Consider the following 19,362-nt stretch of genomic DNA (forward strand, 5'->3'; position numbering starts at 1 on the left):
GGGATGTAATGAGTAAAACAGCTCACTATGCGGCCGCGTTTAACGTACTGGGGATCTGCTATCTGTTCCCGCCGGATGATGACAGCAACCGGGCCGCTATGCGCCTGTTTACCCTGCCGGGATTTGCACAGCAGTGGCCGTGTGAGGTGGACAATACACTGTGTTCACAGCTGAGCCGCACGGCTGCGGAGGGCACAGAGGTACTGAAATCCGCATGGCAGTCTCTGTTTGCCGGGCCGGGAGCGTTACCGGCTCCGCCCTGGGGCTCAGTGTATCTGGATGCGGAGGGATTACTGCAGGGGGATTCGACCCTTGCACTGAGCGCATTCTTAAAACAGGAGCGGCTGAAACTGAAGACGCCGTATCCGGAACCGGCTGATCATATCGGGCTGATTTTATTCCAGGCGGCGGTACTGGCATCTGAAATGCGGAGCGCGGCGGTTAACACACTGCTCAGTCAGCATCTGATGAACTGGCTGCCGCGTTATGCGCAGCGTCTGGATACACACGGACACAGTCCGTTTTATTCCGCGCTGACCCGGCTGGCGCTGACCACCGTGCAATCATTTATAAAAGCATAATATTCACAGTTATAAGGTTTGATTACATTGCCCGTATCTTATACGCCTCTTTCTCCGGAGTCGTATTTTTTTATCTGTTGTATTACGTATTTCTTTCTGCATCCACCGGCCGGGGAATTGCTGATTTCTCAGCTTGCACAGGAAACCTATGATTCCCTGACAGATAAATCCAAAAGCTCACCGGAATCCTATAAAAAACTGTTTTCTGTTAATCCGCCGTATAACCTGGTTTTGCGGATCACGTATGTGAATAAAGATAATAAGAAGAATATCTTTATCGCCTCCGGACTGGCTGACAAAGATGAGTGCTCGGTGCACTTTAACGGCTGGCTGACAGAGCAGCGGGAATTCTGAGGCCGTCATAAACAAAAACACCCGGACCGATGCCGGGCGTGACTGGTTATGCGGGCATTACAGCTCAGAGAAAGCGTAAGCGGCCGCATCAATGGTTTTGCGGATATCTTCGTCGCTGTGCGCGACAGACATAAATCCGGCCTCAAAGGCGGATGGCGCCAGGTAAATACCCTGTTGCAGCATCAGGTGGAAGAATTTCTTAAAGCGCTCAACGTCGCAGTTCATCACATCCTGATAGCAGGTGACCGCCGGGGCATCGGTAAAGAACAGGCCGAACATCCCACCGACATGGTTAACCACAAACGGAATACCCGCTTCACGGGCTTTTTCGCACAGACCGTCTGCCAGCATATCCGTCAGTTCGGTCAGGCGCTGATGCACACCCGGCTGGGCGATTTCATGTAAGCAGGCAAGACCCGCCGCCATCGCGATCGGGTTACCGGACAGCGTTCCTGCCTGATAAACCGGGCCGGTCGGAGCGAGTTTTTCCATGATTTCACCACGGCCGCCGAAGGCACCTACCGGCATTCCGCCACCGATAATTTTACCCAGGCAGGTCAGGTCCGGCTCAACATCATAATGTGCCTGAGCACCGCCGAGGGCGACACGGAAGCCGGTCATCACTTCATCGATAATCAGCAGCGCACCGAACTCATCACACAGAGCGCGCAGGCCCGGCAGGAAATCCGCTGACGGCGGTATACAGTTCATATTCCCGGCGACCGGCTCGACAATGATACAGGCGATATCGTGCGGATGTTTTTCAAACGCCTCACGGACAGAGCTCAGGTCATTGTAGGTGCAGGTCAGTGTGTGTCTGGCAAAATCTGCCGGCACACCCGGTGAATTTGGCTGGCCGATGGTCAGTGCGCCGGAACCGGCTTTGACCAGCAGGCAGTCTGCGTGTCCGTGATAGCAGCCTTCAAATTTGATGATTTTATCGCGGGCGGTATAGCCGCGTGCCAGACGAATGGCACTCATGGTGGCTTCGGTACCGGAGTTCACCATACGCACCATATCCATGGACGGCACCAGTTCGGTGACAAATTTCGCCATTTCCACTTCGTCGGCAGTCGGTGCGCCGAAACTCAGCCCTTTTTCCACCGCTTTGATGACGGCGGTGCGGATGGCCGGGTGATTATGCCCCAGCACCATCGGTCCCCAGGAGCCGACATAGTCGATATAGGCTTTGCCGTCGACATCATAAATATAGGCCCCGTTGGCGCGCTCGATAAACAGCGGCGTACCGCCGACACCGTTAAAGGCACGAACCGGTGAGTTCACACCACCCGGGATAAAATGTTGTGCTTCAGTATAGAGATTTTCAGAACGGCTCATGCAGGACTCCTGTCAGTCGGTGAGCGGGAAATTGCGGCTATTGTAAAGGAGAGCGGCGGTGAATCCAACTTATCGCATTATCCTCATGATAACTATATCCTTATTAATAGTGTGGACACTGTGCTTTCTGTGTGGCGAAACTTGAACGATTGCCGGAGGTGGTGGATAATCAGCAGTAGTGTCCGGAAGCGGTCAGCTTCTGCGTGTGTTTACTGGTTGCGGCCAGTCTGGAGTAATAAATGAGCGATGATTCAGCAATGCCTCTGCAATTTACTGATGCGGCAGCTAAAAAAGTAAAAATCTTAATCGCGGATGAAGAAAATCCGAACCTGCGTCTGCGTGTGTATATCACCGGCGGCGGTTGCAGCGGTTTCCAGTATGGCTTCACGTTTGATGATGCCATCAATGACGGCGACATGACCATCGAAAAAGAAGGCGTGGCGCTGGTGGTTGATCCGATGAGCCTGCAATATCTGGTCGGCGGTTGTGTGGATTATACCGAAGGGCTGGAAGGTTCGCGGTTTATCGTCACCAACCCGAATGCCAAAACAACCTGTGGCTGTGGTTCTTCTTTCAGTATCTGATTTATCCGCAGACAAAAAACGGGCGCTTTTGCGCCCGTTTTGTTTTTATGCCGATAAGTATCATTAAAGAAAGAAGGGTTATTTTCTGCAACCTGTATCACATACAATAAAAGAGGATAATTGTGTATATCCGGCCTCAGATAGAGAAAATCGGTCATTCAGGATGATTTTATTCCGCTGCACTGCAAAAACCAGGATCTCCGGCTGAAACAGGAGCATATAAATACGGCGGACTATATTATATAACGGTGTAATACTAATATTATTTGTCAGATAAACTGATGAGTTAATAAAATGAAACAAAAATATATTATTTAATATTTTTAATCCAGGTTTTTTATTGTCATATAGTTTTTAATTTAATTATTTATTAAATATCAATCGCATTTACGGCATTTTAACATAGTGCTGAGGTTGGTTTATTTCTTTGATTTGTAATGATTTTTATTTATTCGCTCAGCTCCATTATATTCATCATTGTCTGATTATATTATCGCTGCATGTTTATATATATAGCGGCAAGTTGATTTCATCTTGATCCCGCTCAATATGCCGGTATTTCACTCATTTACACTGAACATGTAAAAATATTACCTGTTCACATCGGTCACACCTGAAATATGAGAAATAAATGCAGGAATATACCGGACTATTTTATCTCAGCCAGTGATACCCGCCGGAGAGTTTCCGGCAGCGTACGTTAAGGAATCTTCTATGATTTACCCGCTGACAGAACAGACCCCGGTTTTACAGCATAATGCGGCGTTGCAGCGGTATGTCCGGCGTTATGCCGATATTGAAAAACAGACACAGCAGGCCATCGCACAGTACGGATTGTCTTTTGAATCGCCGTACCGGCGTCAGGCCGAAACGGACGCGCTGCGCCTTGAGGTGAAAGCACTGGGTGCGGTTTTTGCCAACAACGGTAAAAGCATCCACAGCCGCTGGCTGTCATCCGCCTGTGTGCAGTGCCGCACCGGCGAGGGCAGTTACACCACGTTTTTATCCCTGAAATGTCACCGTGACTGCTATTTCTGCTTCAATCCGAATCAGGAAAATTACGACGGTTTTCAGAATGAGATGCGGGATGCCATTGGTGAGGTGAATGCGATTGCCGCAGAAGGGTATCCGCTCACCCATATTGCCCTGACCGGCGGCGAGCCGTTGTTGTTTCGTCAGGAGAGTATCCGCTTTTTTGAAACAGTGCAGGCGAAACTGCCCGGCGTTCATACCCGGCTGTACACCGCCGGTGATCCGCTGGATCGCAATACTGCGCTGGCACTGGCGAAAGCCGGTCTGAAAGAGGTGCGTTTCAGTATCAAAATTGATGATCCGCCGGAGAAAATTGAAAAGGTTCTCAGCCGGATAGCGCTGGCACGGGAGATTTTCCCGGATGTGATGGTGGAAATGCCGGTGATCCCGGGTAGCGAGGAGCAGATGTATGACCTGCTGCTGAAGCTGGATGCTATCGGCGTGGACGGCATCAATCTGCTGGAATTCTGTTTCCCGCTGACCAACAGCCCTGCCTATCAGGAACGGGGCTTTGCCCTGAAAAATCCCCCTTATGAAGTCTATTACAACTACTGGTACGCAGGCGGTCTGGCGGTGGCAGACAGTGAGCTGGCCTGTCTGCGGGTGCTGAAATTTGCCCTCGGAAATCAGCTTTCCGTTGGTGTGCATTACTGCTCGCTGGAGAACAAACACACCGGCCAGGTGTATCAGAGTAATGCATTTATCAGCGCGGAGCCGTATTACCTGTTTTCTTCCCGTGATTACTTTTTCAAAAGCGCCAAGGTGTTCGGTGAGGACTGTGCTGCCGTCGCGGCAGCATTGCGTAAGGCGGGTGTCCCGTTCCGTGAGGATCTCCTGCACGGTTTTTTACAATTCAGTCCTGAATCGATTATGCGCCTGACAGACATCCCTGAACTGCCTGTTCTGCTGACATCCCACATTGCGGAAGCCGATGAACAGGGCAATCCCCTGATTAAAGAAGTGCGGGTGGAATTCACCACACCCGCTGAATTTTCGCCCGACGATATCCACGGAGGTATGTGTGAACAGTGATAACCGGGATCCGGATTATCTGTATGCGCGTCAGTTTGCTTATGACGTCCTGCGCCGTCTGCTGACGGACGAACCGACAGCGGAACTGCTGGTTTATCTGCGTGATGAGGGGCTGTCACTGTTTCCGGCAGATGACGCACTGCCCGCCATGCAGAGTGCGCTCGATGCCATGCAGGATGATCTGAATACCCGCATGCTTAAACGCGGTGCCGCCGATTTTGAGGCGCTGCACTGGGATTTCACACGCCTGTTTATCGGGCCGGAATCGCCGCCTGCACCGCCGTGGGAGTCAGTTTATGTCTCCCGCGACAAACTGCTGTTTCAGGAAAGTACCCTGAATGTGAAAACCTTTTATCAGCAGAACGGTTTTCATCTGCCGGAAAAGGAGTATGAGGCGGCGGATCATATCGGCTATGAGCTTGATTTCCTCTGGAAACTGAGTGAACAGGCGTCACAGGAGCTCGACCGGGAACAGGCGATGTGTGAGCGCATTACTGCGCCGCTGGCCGTTTCCTCTGACTTTATGCAGGCACATCTGCTGGCGTTTATCACGCCGTTTTGCCGTGAACTGAATAATCACGCGGAGACCGCGTTTTATCGTCAGCTCAGCACACTTCTGGAAGTCTTTGTCCGGAGTGATTATAAGAAAATCAATGAATTAATAAACTTACAATAATAATTTAAAAACCTGATGATGAGGTAAGAGCAATGTCAGACAGACAGAAAACCGGCGTAACCCGCCGTTCATTTCTGAAATGGACGTCGGCGGCATCCGCCATGGCGGCACTGCCGTTAAGCAGACAACTTCACGCGGCCACCCCGGCACCGGCACAGACCACCCCGGCGGCGGCACCTGCCGCCAAAGGGCAGTGGAAACCTGTCGCCTGCTGGCATAACTGCGGCGGGCGCTGTGTTAACAAAGCATTGGTGGCCGATGGTGTGGTGGTCAGACAAAAAACTGATGATGTGGTGGCGGATTCCCCTGACTTCCCGCAGCAGCGCGGGTGTCTGCGCGGGCGTTCCCAGCGTAAACAGGTGTTCGGGGCCGACCGCCTGAAATACCCGATGAAACGCAAAAACTGGGCGCCGGGCGGCGGGGACAAAACCCTGCGCGGACGTGACCAGTGGGTGCGTATCAGCTGGGATGAGGCACTGGATATTGTGGCCTCCGAAACCAAACGCATCACCGGACAATACGGCAATGAATCCCTCTGGGTTACCGGCGGTAACGGTACGGATTTCCAGAGTGTGTTCTCCGCCGCCGGGGGCTTTACCGGTGACTGGGGCACCACCTCCTGGGGCGCATGGTTTGAAACCCCGGCCCATCTGGGCCTCCTGGAAGGGTTCTACACCTTCGGCACCAATGACCGTTTTGATATGCGCAACTCACAACTGATTGTGATGTGGGGCGCAAACCCGGCGTGGTCCAGCCCGGGCAGCCCGACTTATAACTATTATCAGGCGAAAAAAGCCGGGGCACGTTTTATCAGTATTGACCCGAGTTATACCGCCACCGCAGAGCTGATGGATGCGGACTGGTATCCGATCAACCCGGGTACAGACCACGCGCTGGCGCTGGGGATTATGCATGCACTGCTGGAGATGGACAGCCCGGAAAATCCGCTGATCGATTGGGAATTCCTGCGCCGCTGCACTGTCGGTTTTGATGAGAGCAATATGCCGTCAGGGGCGGATCCGAAGAAAAACTTTAAGGATTATCTGCTCGGCACCTACACCGGCAAACCGACCACGCCGGAATGGGCGGCGGATATCTGTGGTATTTCTGCATCGGACATCCGCTCGCTCGCGCGTCAAATCGGCGGCACACAGCGTGTGGCGCTGTTAACCGGCTGGGCACCGGCGCGTATTCATAACGGAGAGGGATGGGTTCAGGCATTCTCAACACTCGGATTTATGACCGGGCACATGGGCCGTCCGGGCCGCATGACCGGTGCGTGTTGTCACTATGCCGCCGGGAACAACGGTACCCGTCTGGTGATGGCCGGTGCGAACGGCTTACCGGCAGTGAAAAACCCGGTCACTCTGAAAATCAACCACAACGAACTGAACCGTGCCCTGCTGGAGAAAAAATTCCGTCAGCGCGGCGTGGGGGATGTGGACGCTAATATTCAGATGATTTTCCATCCGTTTAACGCCACTTTACAGACCCGCGCCAACATTATGCAGGGAATTGAGGCTTACCGCAGCGGTGTGGAATTTATCGCGACCGCAGCGTATGTCCCGCATACCTGTGCGAAATATTCCGATGTGATCCTGCCGGTGACAACCGAGTGGGAGCGCGAGGGAACCATTCTTAACCCGAGTAACCGTGAAGTCATCATTGCTGCGGTGAATGTGACTCAGCCGCTGTATGAAGCGAAAAGCGACCAGTGGATCGCCAAAGAGCTGGGTAAACGTCTGGGTGTCAATGTGGATGAGATCTTCCCGATCTCCGAAAAACAGCAGTTCTTCAATAAACTCAACGGTGCAACCATCATTACTGAGGATGGTGTCACCAAAGCGCCGCTGTTTACCATCACTCAGGCGGATATTGATGAGTGGCAGGTGACCGGTACGCCGCAGGAAGGGCGCATCACGCTGAATGAATTCCTGACCAAAGGGAAGTATCAGGTGGAGCGCACGCCGGATGATAATTACGGCTATATCGCGTATGAGGACTTTATCCGCGATCCGGCGGCGAATCCGCGTCCGACGCCAAGCGGTAAGTTTGAAATCTACTGCGAAACCCTAGTGGAGAAAGCGAAAGAGTGCGGCTGGACAGAATTACCGCCGATCGCCGAATACATCCCGTCAGCGAGCGGCTATGAAGCCAGCTTTAAAGATTTCAGCAAAAAAGAGAAAGGGGATTATCCGTTCCAGGTTTATAACCCGCACTATCTGCGCCGTTCACACAGTACCCTGGATAACGTGCCGTGGCTGCGCGAACAGTGGCCGAGCCCGATCTACATTAATACCTCTGATGCGAAACGTCTGGATATTAAACAGGGCGAAACCGTTCTGGTGACCAGCCCGCAGGGTAAAATTCTGCGTCCGGCGCTGGTGACCCAGACGATGAAACCGGGTGTGGTTGCACTGCCGCACGGCAGTTGGACCAATGTGGATGAAACCACCGGGATTGATATGGCCGGGGCGGATAACACCCTGACCATTCAGGTACCGACCGGACTGGGTACCTCCGGGTGGAACACGATGCTGTGTAACATCGAAAAATGGCACGGTGAGCAATTAACTGACGATGCGCGTCTGCCGCAGCGGATTATCGGATAAGGGGCACAGACATGGATAACCAAGTTGGATTTTATATAAATGTCGCCGCCTGCATCGGGTGCAAAACCTGTGTTGTGGCGTGCAAGGATAAGAACGATCTCGAAGTCGGGCGTAATTTCCGCCGTGTGTATGATATCGAGGCCGGGGAATATCCGCGCCCGCGCCGCTGGCATCTCTCCATTGCCTGTAACCATTGTGACGATCCGCAGTGCGTCAGTCATTGCCCGACAACCGCGATGCATAAGCGGGAAGAAGACGGAGTGGTGCTGGTGGATCATGATAAGTGTGTGGGCTGCCGTTACTGTACCTGGGCCTGTCCGTATGAAGCACCGCAGTTTGATCCGGCGATCGGTATGATGACCAAGTGTGATACCTGTCTGGATCTGCGGGAGCAGGGCGGCAATCCGATGTGTGTGGATTCCTGTCCGATGCGCGCCATTGAGTTCGGCCTTATCAGCGAACTGCGCAAAAAATACGGCACCAATGCCGATATCGGCGGTCTGCCGAGCTCATCCATTACCCGGCCGAACCTGGTTGTCGGCACCAAAGGATAAGGAGAATTATCATGCATGAACTGCCTCTTGTTATATTCACCTTATTTATGCAGGCTTCGGTCGGCTGCCTGGTGATCACGCTGCTTTGTTATTTCCGTCTGTTCGGCTGCACGGATGCCCGCACCGGGATGAAATGGGTGCGTGTTCCGCTGGTTGCTTCTTTCCTGCTGGGCTGTGTCGGGTTACTCGGCTCCCTGTTCCATATGGGGAATCCGTTCCATATGTTTTACACCATGCTGCACGTCTCGACCTCGTGGATGAGCCGTGAAGTCTGGGCGACTGCGATTTATATGGCGCTGCTGTTCTTCAGTGTCGCGCTGCTGCTGTTAAAACAGAAGGTGAACGGTTTCCTGCTGCTGTTAAGTGCGGCGGCGGGGCTGGTATATATGTATGCGATGTCCGCACTGTATGCGAATACCCTGTTTAACCTGTGGGGCGGGCTGTTTACCTATGCCGGATTCTTCGGCACAGTGCTGCTGACCGGCGGGATGATCGCAGGTCTGCTGCTGGTGACAGCGCTGGGCTTTGCCCGTGAGGATGTGCTGATTCAGCGTGTGGTGAAGATTTCCCTTGCCGCCGGTGTGGCCGGGCTGCTGCTGATGCTGCTGGGCGCATTATCTCTGCTCGGTAATATCGGTGAGCCGATTTACGCCGGGATGACACCGCGTACCATGCCGGAAGGGCTGCTGAACCTGAATATCATCCGCGTGGTGCTGATCGGGCTGGGGATGTTCTTTGCCGGTCGTCTGCTGTGTCAGAAAAACGAACAGGTCACTAACGGTACACTGATGATGGCTCTGGCGGCCATCTGTGTATTTGCCGGTGAAGCGGTTGGTCGTGTGGTGTTCTTCTCACTCGGCGCATAACACGCAGTATGAAACAGAAAATCCGGACGTGAGAGCGTCCGGATTTTTTATCAGCGGGTCAGAATCACATCCCCTAAGATATTGTCTTTCAGCAGGCCGCCGTTTTTCGCCCGGAACAGCACAAAATCAATATCCCGCGCCTGATAGCGCTCACGCAGAATGGTGGTGATCTCTTTGAGCGCCTTACCCTGCAGTAATCCGTCAATCATCATCGCCGGCAGCAGCGACTGGTCACTGTAGGTCAGCGGATTGAGCGATCCCATAACCCGGTTGAGATAGTGATCAAAGACCGGCAGCGAGTTTTCCGGATGTTCGCGGTTCAGTTTAATCTGCACGTCGATCACGGTATTAAAATCAATACCATAATGAGCAATCCGGTCGCGCAGATCATTAACATAGCGATCAACATCATCGGAATAGAGGGTACTGATGGTGCCGCTGAAATTAAACAGATTCATGTCGTTCAGGCGTTGCAGAATATAAATGGCAATATAAAGATTGTAGCGTGACGGGATCAGCAGACAGTTATCAATCCACCAGACCAGCACATGATGCGGGCTGATGCTGTCATCAATATATTTGACCGGCGGATAGATCATTATTTCTGTATCACTTAATTCACCGAGGTGCGTCTGGATCAGATTATCCACTTGACGCCACTCCAGTCCGCCGCTGCCGCAGCCGAGTGCCGGAATTGCCACGGATTTCAGCCCCTGTTTTTTAATCAGAGCTTTCAGTTCACGCAGACCACTTTCGATAAATTCATAACCGGAAGGTGAATCCCATTTATTCCGGGTCGGGAAATTAATAATTTTATGGCCGTGTTCATCGGTCACTGATAACTGGCCGGCACCTATTTTCTTTGCATAAAGCTTCATAGGCGCGCGCATTTACCGGATAATCCAGTCTGAACTGATAGGCAATTCCTTTTCCCATAACGCCCTGACAATTAACGGCATTTACCAGCGCCTGAGCATCAGATCTCAGTAAATCACCTTTGAGGTATTTAATCATCGTTACAGTCCGTTTCTTTATTCAGTCTGTAACATTGTCGCCTGCTCCGGCGCTGACGGGTATCGGAATCTTCTCGGGTTTACGGAATAATAATAGTCGCGGGGAAATAAGTAATAATAACAGGAAAAATAAAGCTGAATTAAATACAGAAAAATAAAAAAAAGAATATGCCACATAATAAGCGGCATATTATTAACATGATATATTCATATCAGGTGTTATTTATTTTCTCACATAATTCTTCCGCAGCTTTTAACAGCCGGGGCGTGCCGCGCTGGAACCAGTCGGCATTAATCGTAATCACCGGCACATCAAGCTGCGGAGACCAGAAGCGCTTTACATTCTCCACTTCGCGGTTATCCCCGGAGATAAGGATCATGTCCGGTCTGCGGGTCAGTACCTGCTCACGGTTGACCTGCGGCCAGGGCACCGGGCTGTCGGCAAACACGTTTTTACCCCGGCACAGGGTCACCACTTCACTTTGCAGGGTGGTGCCGGACGCGGTGAAAATCGGGTTCTGACCAAACTGGAGAAAAATCAGTTTCTCCGGTTTATCGCTGTAGCGGGTTTTCAGGGCGTCAATCCCGCTGCGCATATCGGCAGCCGCTTTTTCCGCCAGTGCCGGTTGCGGGCTGTAAGGCGCGAGGCGATCCAGATCATCCGCAATTTCATCAAGATTGCGCGGATCGAAATACTCGACTTTGATCCCGAGATGCTCCAGCTGGCTCAGCGGGCGCTGCGGGTTGCCGCCGCGCCAGGCCATGATCAGATCCGGTTTCAGGGCAATAATGCGCTCAAGGTTCAGTCCCTGCCAACTGGACACCTGCTCGATGTTTTTCGCTTCCGGCGGGTAATCAGCATTGGCGCTGACACCGACCAGGTTCTCCCCCAGACCGGCGGCATACGCCATCTCCGCCAGTGACGGGGAGAGTGCGATCACCCGCTGTGCCGCGGCCTGAGCCCCGCAGGCTGCCAGCAGAAGCAGTAGTCCGGCGAGGCGCAATGACGATTTTATCATTTCAGTGAATCAATATTGGCGAGGATTTCCGCCACCATCAGAGATGATTGCTTTGCTGCCAGCGGCAGAAACTCATCAAAGCTGAGGTGCGAGGCTTTATCCGCCACGTCAGAGATAGCGCGGACCACCACAAACGGTACCTGATACTGATGGCACACATGGCCGACAGCCGCACATTCCATTTCCACGGCTATTACTGACGGGAAGGTGGTACGGATACGCGCCAGCGGCTCTGCGCCGTTGATAAAGGCATCACCGCTGCAAATCAGGCCGCGCACGGCGTTCAGTCCGAGGGTCTGAATGCATTTTTCAGTCAGTGCGATAAGACCGGCATCAGCAATAAAGGCCGGCGGGCATTGTGCCATCTGGCCCGGTTCATAACCGAAGGCAGTAACATCAGCATCGTGATAACGGACTTCCGAGGAGACAACAATATCGCCGACATTCAGATGCGGGGCGAGGCCACCGGCAGAACCGGTATTAATCACCACGTCCGGTTTGCACAGCTCCAGCAGCAGAGTGGTACCGATCGCTGCGGCGACTTTGCCGATACCGGATTTGAGCAATGCAACATCAACACCGTTAATCTGACCGGTATAGATTTCGCAGCCGCCGTGGCGGAGGGTCTGCATGTTGGTAATCTGATCACGCAGCAGGGTTACTTCCTGCTCCATCGCACCTATGATACCGACTTTCATTATGTCATACTCCCTGAATAGAAATTGAACTGCATATTAACGGATTAGCAACAGTTTATCACCGAATCCCGGCGGGTGGTGTCTTTTCCCGTGCGGATAAGAAGACGGAGGCGACGTGCCGGTTATTGATTTTAAAAAGAAGCTGAATTTTCACCGCCAGTTTGGTGCTTCTGCGGAGGAATCTGCACAAGAGTTTCTGGTGAATCAGGCATTTGAAAGTGATCGCGGCCGTATTATCAATTCTGCCGCTGTCCGTCGTCTGCAACAGAAAACTCAGGTGTTTCCGCTGGAGCAGAATTCCGCTGTCCGCAGCCGTCTCACACACTCCCTGGAAGTGCAGCAGGTCGGGCGCTATATCGCCAAAACGATCCTCAGTCAGCTGAAACAATCACAAAAACTGGAAGAATACGGCCTGGATGAGCGTACGGATGCCTTTGAAAGTGTGGTTGAAATGGCGTGTCTGATGCATGACATCGGCAACCCGCCGTTCGGGCATTTCGGGGAGGCGGCGATTCAGAAATGGTTCAGTAATCTGCTCGGCGAGCCGCAGACCGGAGATGAGGATAACTGTCAGATTGCCGCACTGCGCCTGACCGGCTCACCGCAGGCGGATCATCTGCGCCGTCAGCTGCGCCGGGATTTGTGCCTGTTTGAGGGCAATGCCCAGGGAATGCGGATGGCACACCATCTGCTGAAACTGAATCTGACATTTGCTCAGATAGGCAGTGTGCTGAAATATACCCGTCCCGCATGGCAACTGGAGCCGGTGCCGGAGGAGTTCGATTATCTCACCAAAAAACCGGGCTATTACTGGTCTGAAAATACCCTGATTCAGCGGCTGCGTGATGAATTACAGCTCGGCGAGTTCTGCCGTTTTCCGCTCAGTTATATTATGGAAGCGGCGGATGATATCTCGTATTGCATTGCGGATTTGGATGATGCGGTGGAGAAAGGTATTCTGACCCCGGATACCCTGGTGACCTATCTGCGCCAGGAGTGGCAGGCGCTGGAAGGCTCTGCGGATTCCGCGCTGTTCCGCGATACCGTTGAGCAGGCGTATCAGTCGCTTACCCGCAGTCAGCACCGCAGCCCGCAGGATCAGTTTTTTATGTATCTGCGGGTCTATATCACCAATAAACTGGTGCCGTATACCGCGCAGCGCTTTATCGATAATCTGCCCGCCGTGTTTGCGGGTACTTACAATCAGGCGCTGCTGGAAGATAAAAGTGAAGAGCACCGTCTGCTGAAAACCCTGAAACGGGTCGCGTTTAAATATGTGTTTACCCATCACGAAGTGGAAGAGCTGGAATTACAGGGATTCCGGATCATCAACGGCCTGCTGGATTTTTACCGGCCGCTGTTAATGATGCCGCAGGCGGATTTCGCCGATCTGGTCCGTGAAAACTTTCACAAACACTATTTTATCGAAACGCGGCTGTTACATAAGCTGTCACGCAAGCAGCGGGCGGCTTACGGGGAAGCTGTTGCCGCACTGGCAGATAAACCGCAGGAAGAGCAGACCATCCTGGAATTTTATTACCGCGCCAGGCTGATTCAGGATTATATCAGCGGTATGACCGACCATTACGCTTATGAAGAATTCCGGCGTTTCTCCGTTTGTCAGTAAGCTGCTGATTAATGACAGCACTTTCGCACAAATGACATGACAATTCCGGTTCAATATTACCGGAATTGTTGCTACGATTAATCCGCAGGTGTTGCTGAAATAGATTCACTGTATTCGGCGGCGGATCTGTTCATCATATTGTCGCAGCCTGAATTCGTTTCAGGGGCTATACCGTCGCACCAAAAGTATTAACCGGGATTACATCACGTATGCAAAAAGAGTATCGGGTCGGGATTGAATTTGAATATTGGCTGACACAGTACCGGAATAAAAGTGCCGCCGGTATTAAATCCTTTGACAATATTACCCTGTCAGAGCTGGCACCTGCACTGAATAACCGCCCGGGGATGGATGATGCCTCGCTGCATAAGGGTGATGCGGGTATTAAAGCCGGTTACTGGTATGTTGAGGGCGATGAGCGGTTTTCACCGGAAGGCAAACTCATTGCCCAGGTTATCAAAGGGATAGAAATCCGCACGCCACCGGCAAAGTCGGTGACAGCGGCACTGGATTCCCTGCAGATTATTGAAGCGCAGCTGAGTGAACGTCTGAAAGCGTGCGGGCTGGGGCTGGCAATCAGTGCTTATCATCCGGTTTCGCCGCGCTATCAGTTTAATCCGCCGCTGAATGCATGGGAAAAAGCGTTCCGTGAGGAGCACGCTGCTTTCCGCCACGCGGATCTGGTAATGCAGACCTGCGGGCCGGATATCAATATTTCCGTGCCGGAAATGAGTGACGCCCGTGTTGTGCACGCGGTTGAAAAACTGACGTTCTTTGCACCGTACCTGGTGGCGCTTTCGCTGAACGGTCCGCTGGAAAACGGGCAGTTATGGGGCGGTTTATCCCGCCGTACCGCACTGCGCAGTTGTCACCGTCCGGCCTGTAAAGGGTTCCTGACCAACTCGGCGGTGTATCCGCATGACTTTATTTATCCGGCACGTAACGAGGGTGAGCACGGTCGGATTGAATTCAAAGCGTTCGATGCGGTTCCGGACCCGGCGCTGATGGGCGCATTCTGTGCGTGGATCCTCGGGCTGGTGCTGGATGACACCATTTCCTTTAATTACAGCGTGCAGCCGGACGCCCGCTTTAATGCGATTGCCCGCGAGCCGTTTGCCGACCTGACTGTTTCCACGGTGGTTGAGACACTGCTTATCGCCGCCCGGCGCGCGCTGGAGCAGCATGGCCTGCTGAATGAAGCGGCGCGGCTGCAGTTACTCAGTGAACGTCTGGCAAACAGAATGACCCCGGCGGATGAAATGATCACCCGTTTCCTGGTCAGCGGGGAGTTAATGCATTTCGGCGGATTGTGGCCGGAGCAGGATGCATAACGCTGTCATATCAGGATACATTTTTATTGCCGGTAACAATAAACCGTTATTTTTTAAATAACGGTTTTTTTTGTGCCAAAAAAATCAGCACCGGTAAGTTCATGTAAATTTATTATTTATCAGTGGCTGATATTGCGTATTATTCAGCGGGTGGTGCGGTATCAGGCATTATAAATAATGAAACCGGCAGCACTGATGTGTAACGATAAATATCATTTATCCTTTTAACAAATAGTGCTGAGGCACTATCCGGCAGTATGGTATAATCAGCGCCATGCATTTTTTACCGGTCCATGACGTGTTATTTGCAGTGTATCCGAAGAATCCGTTGGTCAATACGCTGCTTTATGGGAAAATCACCGGCCTCACAGACAACGTTTTTTATCATTATGGCGCAATTTTATTCTCAGCCCCGTCAGACCCCGCGGCAGTCCCGGACTGTCACAGTCACCGCTGACTCTCTCGATGCCCTCGGGCAGGGCATTGCCCGCCTTCAGGGAAAAACTGTTTTTATCCCGGATCTGATGCCGGGTGAGTCCGCACAGGTCAGGCTGACGGAAGAAAAGCGTCACTATGCCAAAGGCAGTGTGGTGAAACGCCTGTCTGATAACCCGGCGCGCCGCAAACCAGCCTGCCGTCATTACGGACAGTGCGGCGGCTGCCAGCAGCAGCATATTCCGGTTGCCATGCAGCGGGAAACCAAAGCGGCGTATCTCGCGTATCTGCTGACCCGCGAAACAGGTGAGGCGTGCGGGGAGATCCCTGTTCTGAGCGGGGAAGAGTACGGCTACCGCCGCCGGGCGCGGCTGGCGCTGGTGTATTCCCCGAAAACAAAACAGCTGACCATGGGATTCCGTCAGGCGCAGAGCAAATCAACGGTTGCTGTCACACAGTGTCCGGTGCTGGTTCCGCGTCTGGAGGCATTACTGGTACCCTTACAGCGCTGTCTGTCGTCTCTGGCCGCCGCACCGGAACTCGGTCACGCGGAACTGGCAGATACCGAAAGCGGACCGCTGCTGGTACTGCGTCATCTGGCACCGCTCAGTGATGCGGATTTGTCCGCACTGACGGCGTTTTGTGCTGAACACAATACCGCGCTTTATCTGCAGGGCAGTGCCGGTGCACCGCCTGTGGCAGTTTGTGCGCCGTATCCTCCGCATTACGCGGTAGCCGGGTTAAAATTACAGTTCAGTCCGCAGGATTTTATCCAGGTGAACGGTGCCCTGAATGAGCTGATGGTGGCACAGGCGCTGAACTGGTTGGAGCTGACAAAACACGATCGCGTGTTAGATCTCTTCTGCGGGATGGGTAATTTTACGCTGCCGGTGGCGGAACGCGCCGGTGAGGTTGTCGGGGTGGAAGGCGTGGATGCGCTGGTCCGCACGGCACGGGAGAATGCCCGTCTCAATAATCTGGCGAATGCCGCATTTTATCACGCGGATTTGTCGCAGGATATTACCGGGGAGCCGTGGGCGGCTTCCGGGTTTAACAAAGTATTACTGGATCCGGCGCGTGCCGGGGCGGCTGAGATTATGCCGCATATTGTTGCGCTTTCCCCTGAGCGCATCGTTTATGTTTCCTGTAATCCCACAACACTTGCAAGGGATAGTCAGGTTCTGCATGGTGCCGGGTATCACCGGAATGCTGTCCGTATGCTGGATATGTTTCCGCAAACCGGCCATTTGGAGTCGATGGTGCTTTTCACAAAGACACCACCGGTCAGTCAGTAGGGAGAATGTATGGTCGCGGTAAGAAGTGCGCATTTAACACCGGCCGGTGAGTTTGACCCGGCACACTGGATTAACAGCCTCGGGCTGCATAACCCGGTGACGGGTGAAAAACTGGAAGAGGTCTGGCATTACTGTCATCAGAAGGTTGATGGACATCAGGATGCGGCGCTGTTGCTCGGGCGCGGTATTGAGATGGTGGAGATTTTATCCACCCTCAGTATGGATCTTGACAGTCTGCGCGCAGCGTTGCTTTTTCCGCTGGCCGAAGCGGAGATCCTCGGAGAGGAAGAGATAAGCGAAGCCTTTGGTTCCGCTATCTGGCTGCTGGTCAAAGGTGTGATGGATATGGATGCTATCCGTCAGCTGAAAGCCACCCATAACGACGAAACCAGTTCGGTGCAGGTGGATAACATCCGCCGTATGCTGCTCTCCATGGTGGAAGATTTCCGCTGCGTGGTTATCAAACTGGCAGAGCGGATAGCCCATCTGCGCGAAGTGAAAGATGCCGGTGAGGATGAGCGCGTTCTGGCCGCCAAAGAGTGTTTCAATATTTATGCCCCGCTGGCGAACCGCCTCGGGATCGGGCAGCTTAAATGGGAGCTGGAGGATTACTGCTTCCGTTATCTGCACCCGGATGATTACAAACGCATTGCCAGCCTGCTGCATGAGCGCCGTCTTGACCGCGAAGAGTATATTGATAACTTTGTCACGACCCTGCGCAACGACATGAAAGAAGAGGGCATTCAGGCCGAGATCTACGGACGGCCGAAGCATATCTACAGTATCTGGCGCAAGATGCAGAAAAAATCGCTCTCCTTTGATGAGCTGTTTGATGTCCGTGCCGTGCGGATTGTGGTGGAGCGTCTTCAGGACTGCTACGCCGCGCTGGGGATTGTTCATACCCATTTCCGTCATCTGCCGGATGAGTTCGATGACTATGTGGCGAACCCGAAACCGAACGGCTATCAGTCGATTCATACCGTGGTACTGGGGCCGGCGGGTAAAACCCTGGAGATTCAGATCCGCACCCGGCAGATGCATGAGGATGCGGAACTCGGCGTTGCCGCGCACTGGAAATACAAAGAAGGTACCGCAGGCGGCGGCAAAACCGGCAGTTACGAGAACCGTATCGCCTGGCTGCGTAAACTGATCGCGTGGCAGGAAGAGATGGCCGATTCCGGCGAAATGCTGGATGAAGTGCGCAGTCAGGTATTTGATGACCGCGTTTACGTTTTTACCCCGAAAGGGGATGTGGTGGATTTACCGGCAGGCTCCACGCCGCTCGATTTCGCCTACCATATCCACAGCGATGTGGGTCACCGCTGCATCGGCGCGAAAATCGGCGGCCGTATTGTGCCGTTCAGTTACCAGTTGCAGATGGGCGATCAGATTGAAGTGATCACCCAGAAACAGCCGAACCCGAGCCGTGACTGGCTGAACCCGAACCTGGGGTATGTCACCACCAGCCGGGGCCGCGCCAAGATCCATAACTGGTTCCGCAAGCAGGATCGCGATAAAAATATTATCGCCGGGCGGCAGATGCTGGACAACGAACTGGCCGCGCAGGATATCAGCCTGAAAGAGGCGGAAAAACTGCTGATCGCCCGTTATAACGTTCACTCGCTGGATGAAGTGCTGGCCGGTATTGGTGTGGGTGATATCCGCATCAACCAGCTGTCGAACTACCTGCAAAGCAAACTGAACAAGCCGACTGCGGAAGAAGCTGACCGCGAGGCCCTGAAAACCCTGGAAAAAGCCCCGCCGGCCAAACCGGCACCGGCTCACCAGAGCAGCGGCCGTATTGTGGTTGAGGGCGTCGGTAACCTGATGCATCACATCGCCCGCTGCTGCCAGCCGATTCCCGGGGATGATATCGTCGGCTTTATCACCAAAGGCCGGGGAATTTCTATCCACCGCGCGGATTGCGAACAGCTGGCGGAATTGCAGGAGCAGGCACCGGAACGTCTGGTGGAAGCGGTCTGGAGTGCGAGTTACTCCAGCGGCTATTCCCTGGTGGTGCGGGTGGTGGCAAATGACCGCAGCGGCCTGCTGCGCGATATCACCACCATTCTGGCCAACGAGAAAGTGAATGTTCTCGGGGTGCGCAGCCACAGTGATGTAAAACAGCAGATTGCCACCATCGATATGGATATGGAAATCTACAATATCCAGACCCTCAGCCGTGTGCTGGCAAAACTGAACCAGCTGCCGGATGTGATTGAGGCAAAACGTCACACTCAGTAAAACGGCCGGAAATCGGTTACACTGAAAAGCAGACTCCGGTCTGCTTTTTTTATCACTCCCGGAAATCATAT

The 19,362-nt window shown here is 53.2% G+C and carries 16 protein-coding genes; 12 read left to right on the forward strand and 4 right to left on the reverse strand.

From position 1 onward, the window contains the following. The first annotated feature begins 8 nt into the window (after positions 1 to 8). Both X965_RS10275 and X965_RS10280 read left to right on the forward strand, forming a co-directional pair. The gene (locus tag X965_RS10275) at positions 9 to 581 is read left to right on the forward strand and encodes a molecular chaperone TorD family protein (RefSeq protein WP_004235979.1); all 573 of its coding nucleotides are present in this window, start codon (positions 9 to 11) and stop codon (positions 579 to 581) included. Positions 582 to 698: 117 nt separating this feature from the next. After that, positions 699 to 935, forward strand: a complete 237-nt coding sequence (locus tag X965_RS10280) for a hypothetical protein (RefSeq protein WP_004235978.1) — start codon at positions 699 to 701, stop codon at positions 933 to 935. 57 nt (positions 936 to 992) lie between these two features. On the opposite strand, the gene hemL is transcribed toward X965_RS10280, so the two are convergent. Continuing rightward, positions 993 to 2,273 carry a glutamate-1-semialdehyde 2,1-aminomutase gene (gene hemL, locus X965_RS10285; protein ID WP_036417975.1) on the reverse strand — a complete coding sequence of 427 codons (1,281 nt, stop codon included), beginning with the start codon at positions 2,271 to 2,273 and terminating at the stop codon, positions 993 to 995. Positions 2,274 to 2,512: 239 nt separating this feature from the next. Between hemL and erpA the strand changes: the two genes are divergently transcribed. The 6 genes from erpA (at position 2,513) to X965_RS10320 (ending at position 9,629) form a co-directional block, all read left to right on the forward strand. Further along, entirely contained in the window at positions 2,513 to 2,857 is a 345-nt protein-coding gene (gene erpA, locus X965_RS10290; protein ID WP_004235975.1) for an iron-sulfur cluster insertion protein ErpA, read from the forward strand. Between the two features lie 714 nt (positions 2,858 to 3,571). Next, positions 3,572 to 4,921 carry a radical SAM protein gene (locus tag X965_RS10300; protein ID WP_004235971.1) on the forward strand — a complete coding sequence of 450 codons (1,350 nt, stop codon included), beginning with the start codon at positions 3,572 to 3,574 and terminating at the stop codon, positions 4,919 to 4,921. Then, on the forward strand, positions 4,911 to 5,597 hold the full coding sequence (locus tag X965_RS10305) for a molecular chaperone (RefSeq protein WP_015422495.1): 687 nt from the start codon (positions 4,911 to 4,913) through the stop codon (positions 5,595 to 5,597). The genes X965_RS10300 and X965_RS10305 overlap by 11 nt, the downstream gene beginning before the upstream one ends. Before the next feature lie 32 nt (positions 5,598 to 5,629). Continuing rightward, positions 5,630 to 8,209: a molybdopterin-dependent oxidoreductase gene (locus X965_RS10310; RefSeq protein WP_036417977.1), complete on the forward strand. Its 2,580-nt coding sequence runs from the start codon at positions 5,630 to 5,632 to the stop codon at positions 8,207 to 8,209. A gap of 11 nt (positions 8,210 to 8,220) precedes the next feature. After that, the gene (locus X965_RS10315; protein WP_004235968.1) at positions 8,221 to 8,763 is read left to right on the forward strand and encodes a DMSO/selenate family reductase complex B subunit; all 543 of its coding nucleotides are present in this window, start codon (positions 8,221 to 8,223) and stop codon (positions 8,761 to 8,763) included. 11 nt (positions 8,764 to 8,774) lie between these two features. Further along, complete coding sequence (locus tag X965_RS10320) at positions 8,775 to 9,629, forward strand: DmsC/YnfH family molybdoenzyme membrane anchor subunit (RefSeq protein ID WP_036417979.1); 855 nt, start codon at positions 8,775 to 8,777, stop codon at positions 9,627 to 9,629. A gap of 50 nt (positions 9,630 to 9,679) precedes the next feature. On the opposite strand, the gene X965_RS10325 is transcribed toward X965_RS10320, so the two are convergent. The 3 genes from X965_RS10325 to mtnN form a co-directional block, all read right to left on the reverse strand. Next, the gene (locus X965_RS10325; protein WP_371257983.1) at positions 9,680 to 10,507 is read right to left on the reverse strand and encodes a macro domain-containing protein; all 828 of its coding nucleotides are present in this window, start codon (positions 10,505 to 10,507) and stop codon (positions 9,680 to 9,682) included. A gap of 347 nt (positions 10,508 to 10,854) precedes the next feature. Further along, positions 10,855 to 11,661, reverse strand: a complete 807-nt coding sequence (gene btuF, locus X965_RS10330) for a vitamin B12 ABC transporter substrate-binding protein BtuF (RefSeq protein ID WP_036417981.1) — start codon at positions 11,659 to 11,661, stop codon at positions 10,855 to 10,857. Continuing rightward, positions 11,658 to 12,359 (reverse strand): 5'-methylthioadenosine/S-adenosylhomocysteine nucleosidase, encoded by a 702-nt coding sequence (gene mtnN, locus X965_RS10335; RefSeq protein WP_004235964.1) that lies wholly within the window; start codon positions 12,357 to 12,359, stop codon positions 11,658 to 11,660. Before mtnN ends, btuF begins: the two co-directional genes overlap by 4 nt. A gap of 115 nt (positions 12,360 to 12,474) precedes the next feature. On the opposite strand from mtnN, the gene dgt reads away from it, so the two are divergent. From dgt to relA, 4 genes are all read left to right on the forward strand, one after another. Continuing rightward, a complete protein-coding gene (gene dgt, locus X965_RS10340) occupies positions 12,475 to 13,986 on the forward strand; it encodes a dGTPase (protein WP_036417983.1) in 1,512 nt (503 codons plus the stop codon). 209 nt (positions 13,987 to 14,195) lie between these two features. Further along, positions 14,196 to 15,317 carry a glutamate-cysteine ligase family protein gene (locus tag X965_RS10345; RefSeq protein ID WP_004238890.1) on the forward strand — a complete coding sequence of 374 codons (1,122 nt, stop codon included), beginning with the start codon at positions 14,196 to 14,198 and terminating at the stop codon, positions 15,315 to 15,317. Positions 15,318 to 15,664: 347 nt separating this feature from the next. Continuing rightward, the gene (gene rlmD, locus X965_RS10350) at positions 15,665 to 17,047 is read left to right on the forward strand and encodes a 23S rRNA (uracil(1939)-C(5))-methyltransferase RlmD (RefSeq protein ID WP_004235960.1); all 1,383 of its coding nucleotides are present in this window, start codon (positions 15,665 to 15,667) and stop codon (positions 17,045 to 17,047) included. Between the two features lie 9 nt (positions 17,048 to 17,056). Beyond that, positions 17,057 to 19,291, forward strand: coding sequence for a GTP diphosphokinase (relA, locus tag X965_RS10355; protein WP_004238882.1), 2,235 nt, complete (start codon positions 17,057 to 17,059; stop codon positions 19,289 to 19,291). Positions 19,292 to 19,362: the final 71 nt, after the last annotated feature.

The organism is Morganella sp. EGD-HP17, from assembly GCF_000512315.2.
Lineage (GTDB): Bacteria > Pseudomonadota > Gammaproteobacteria > Enterobacterales > Enterobacteriaceae > Morganella > Morganella morganii.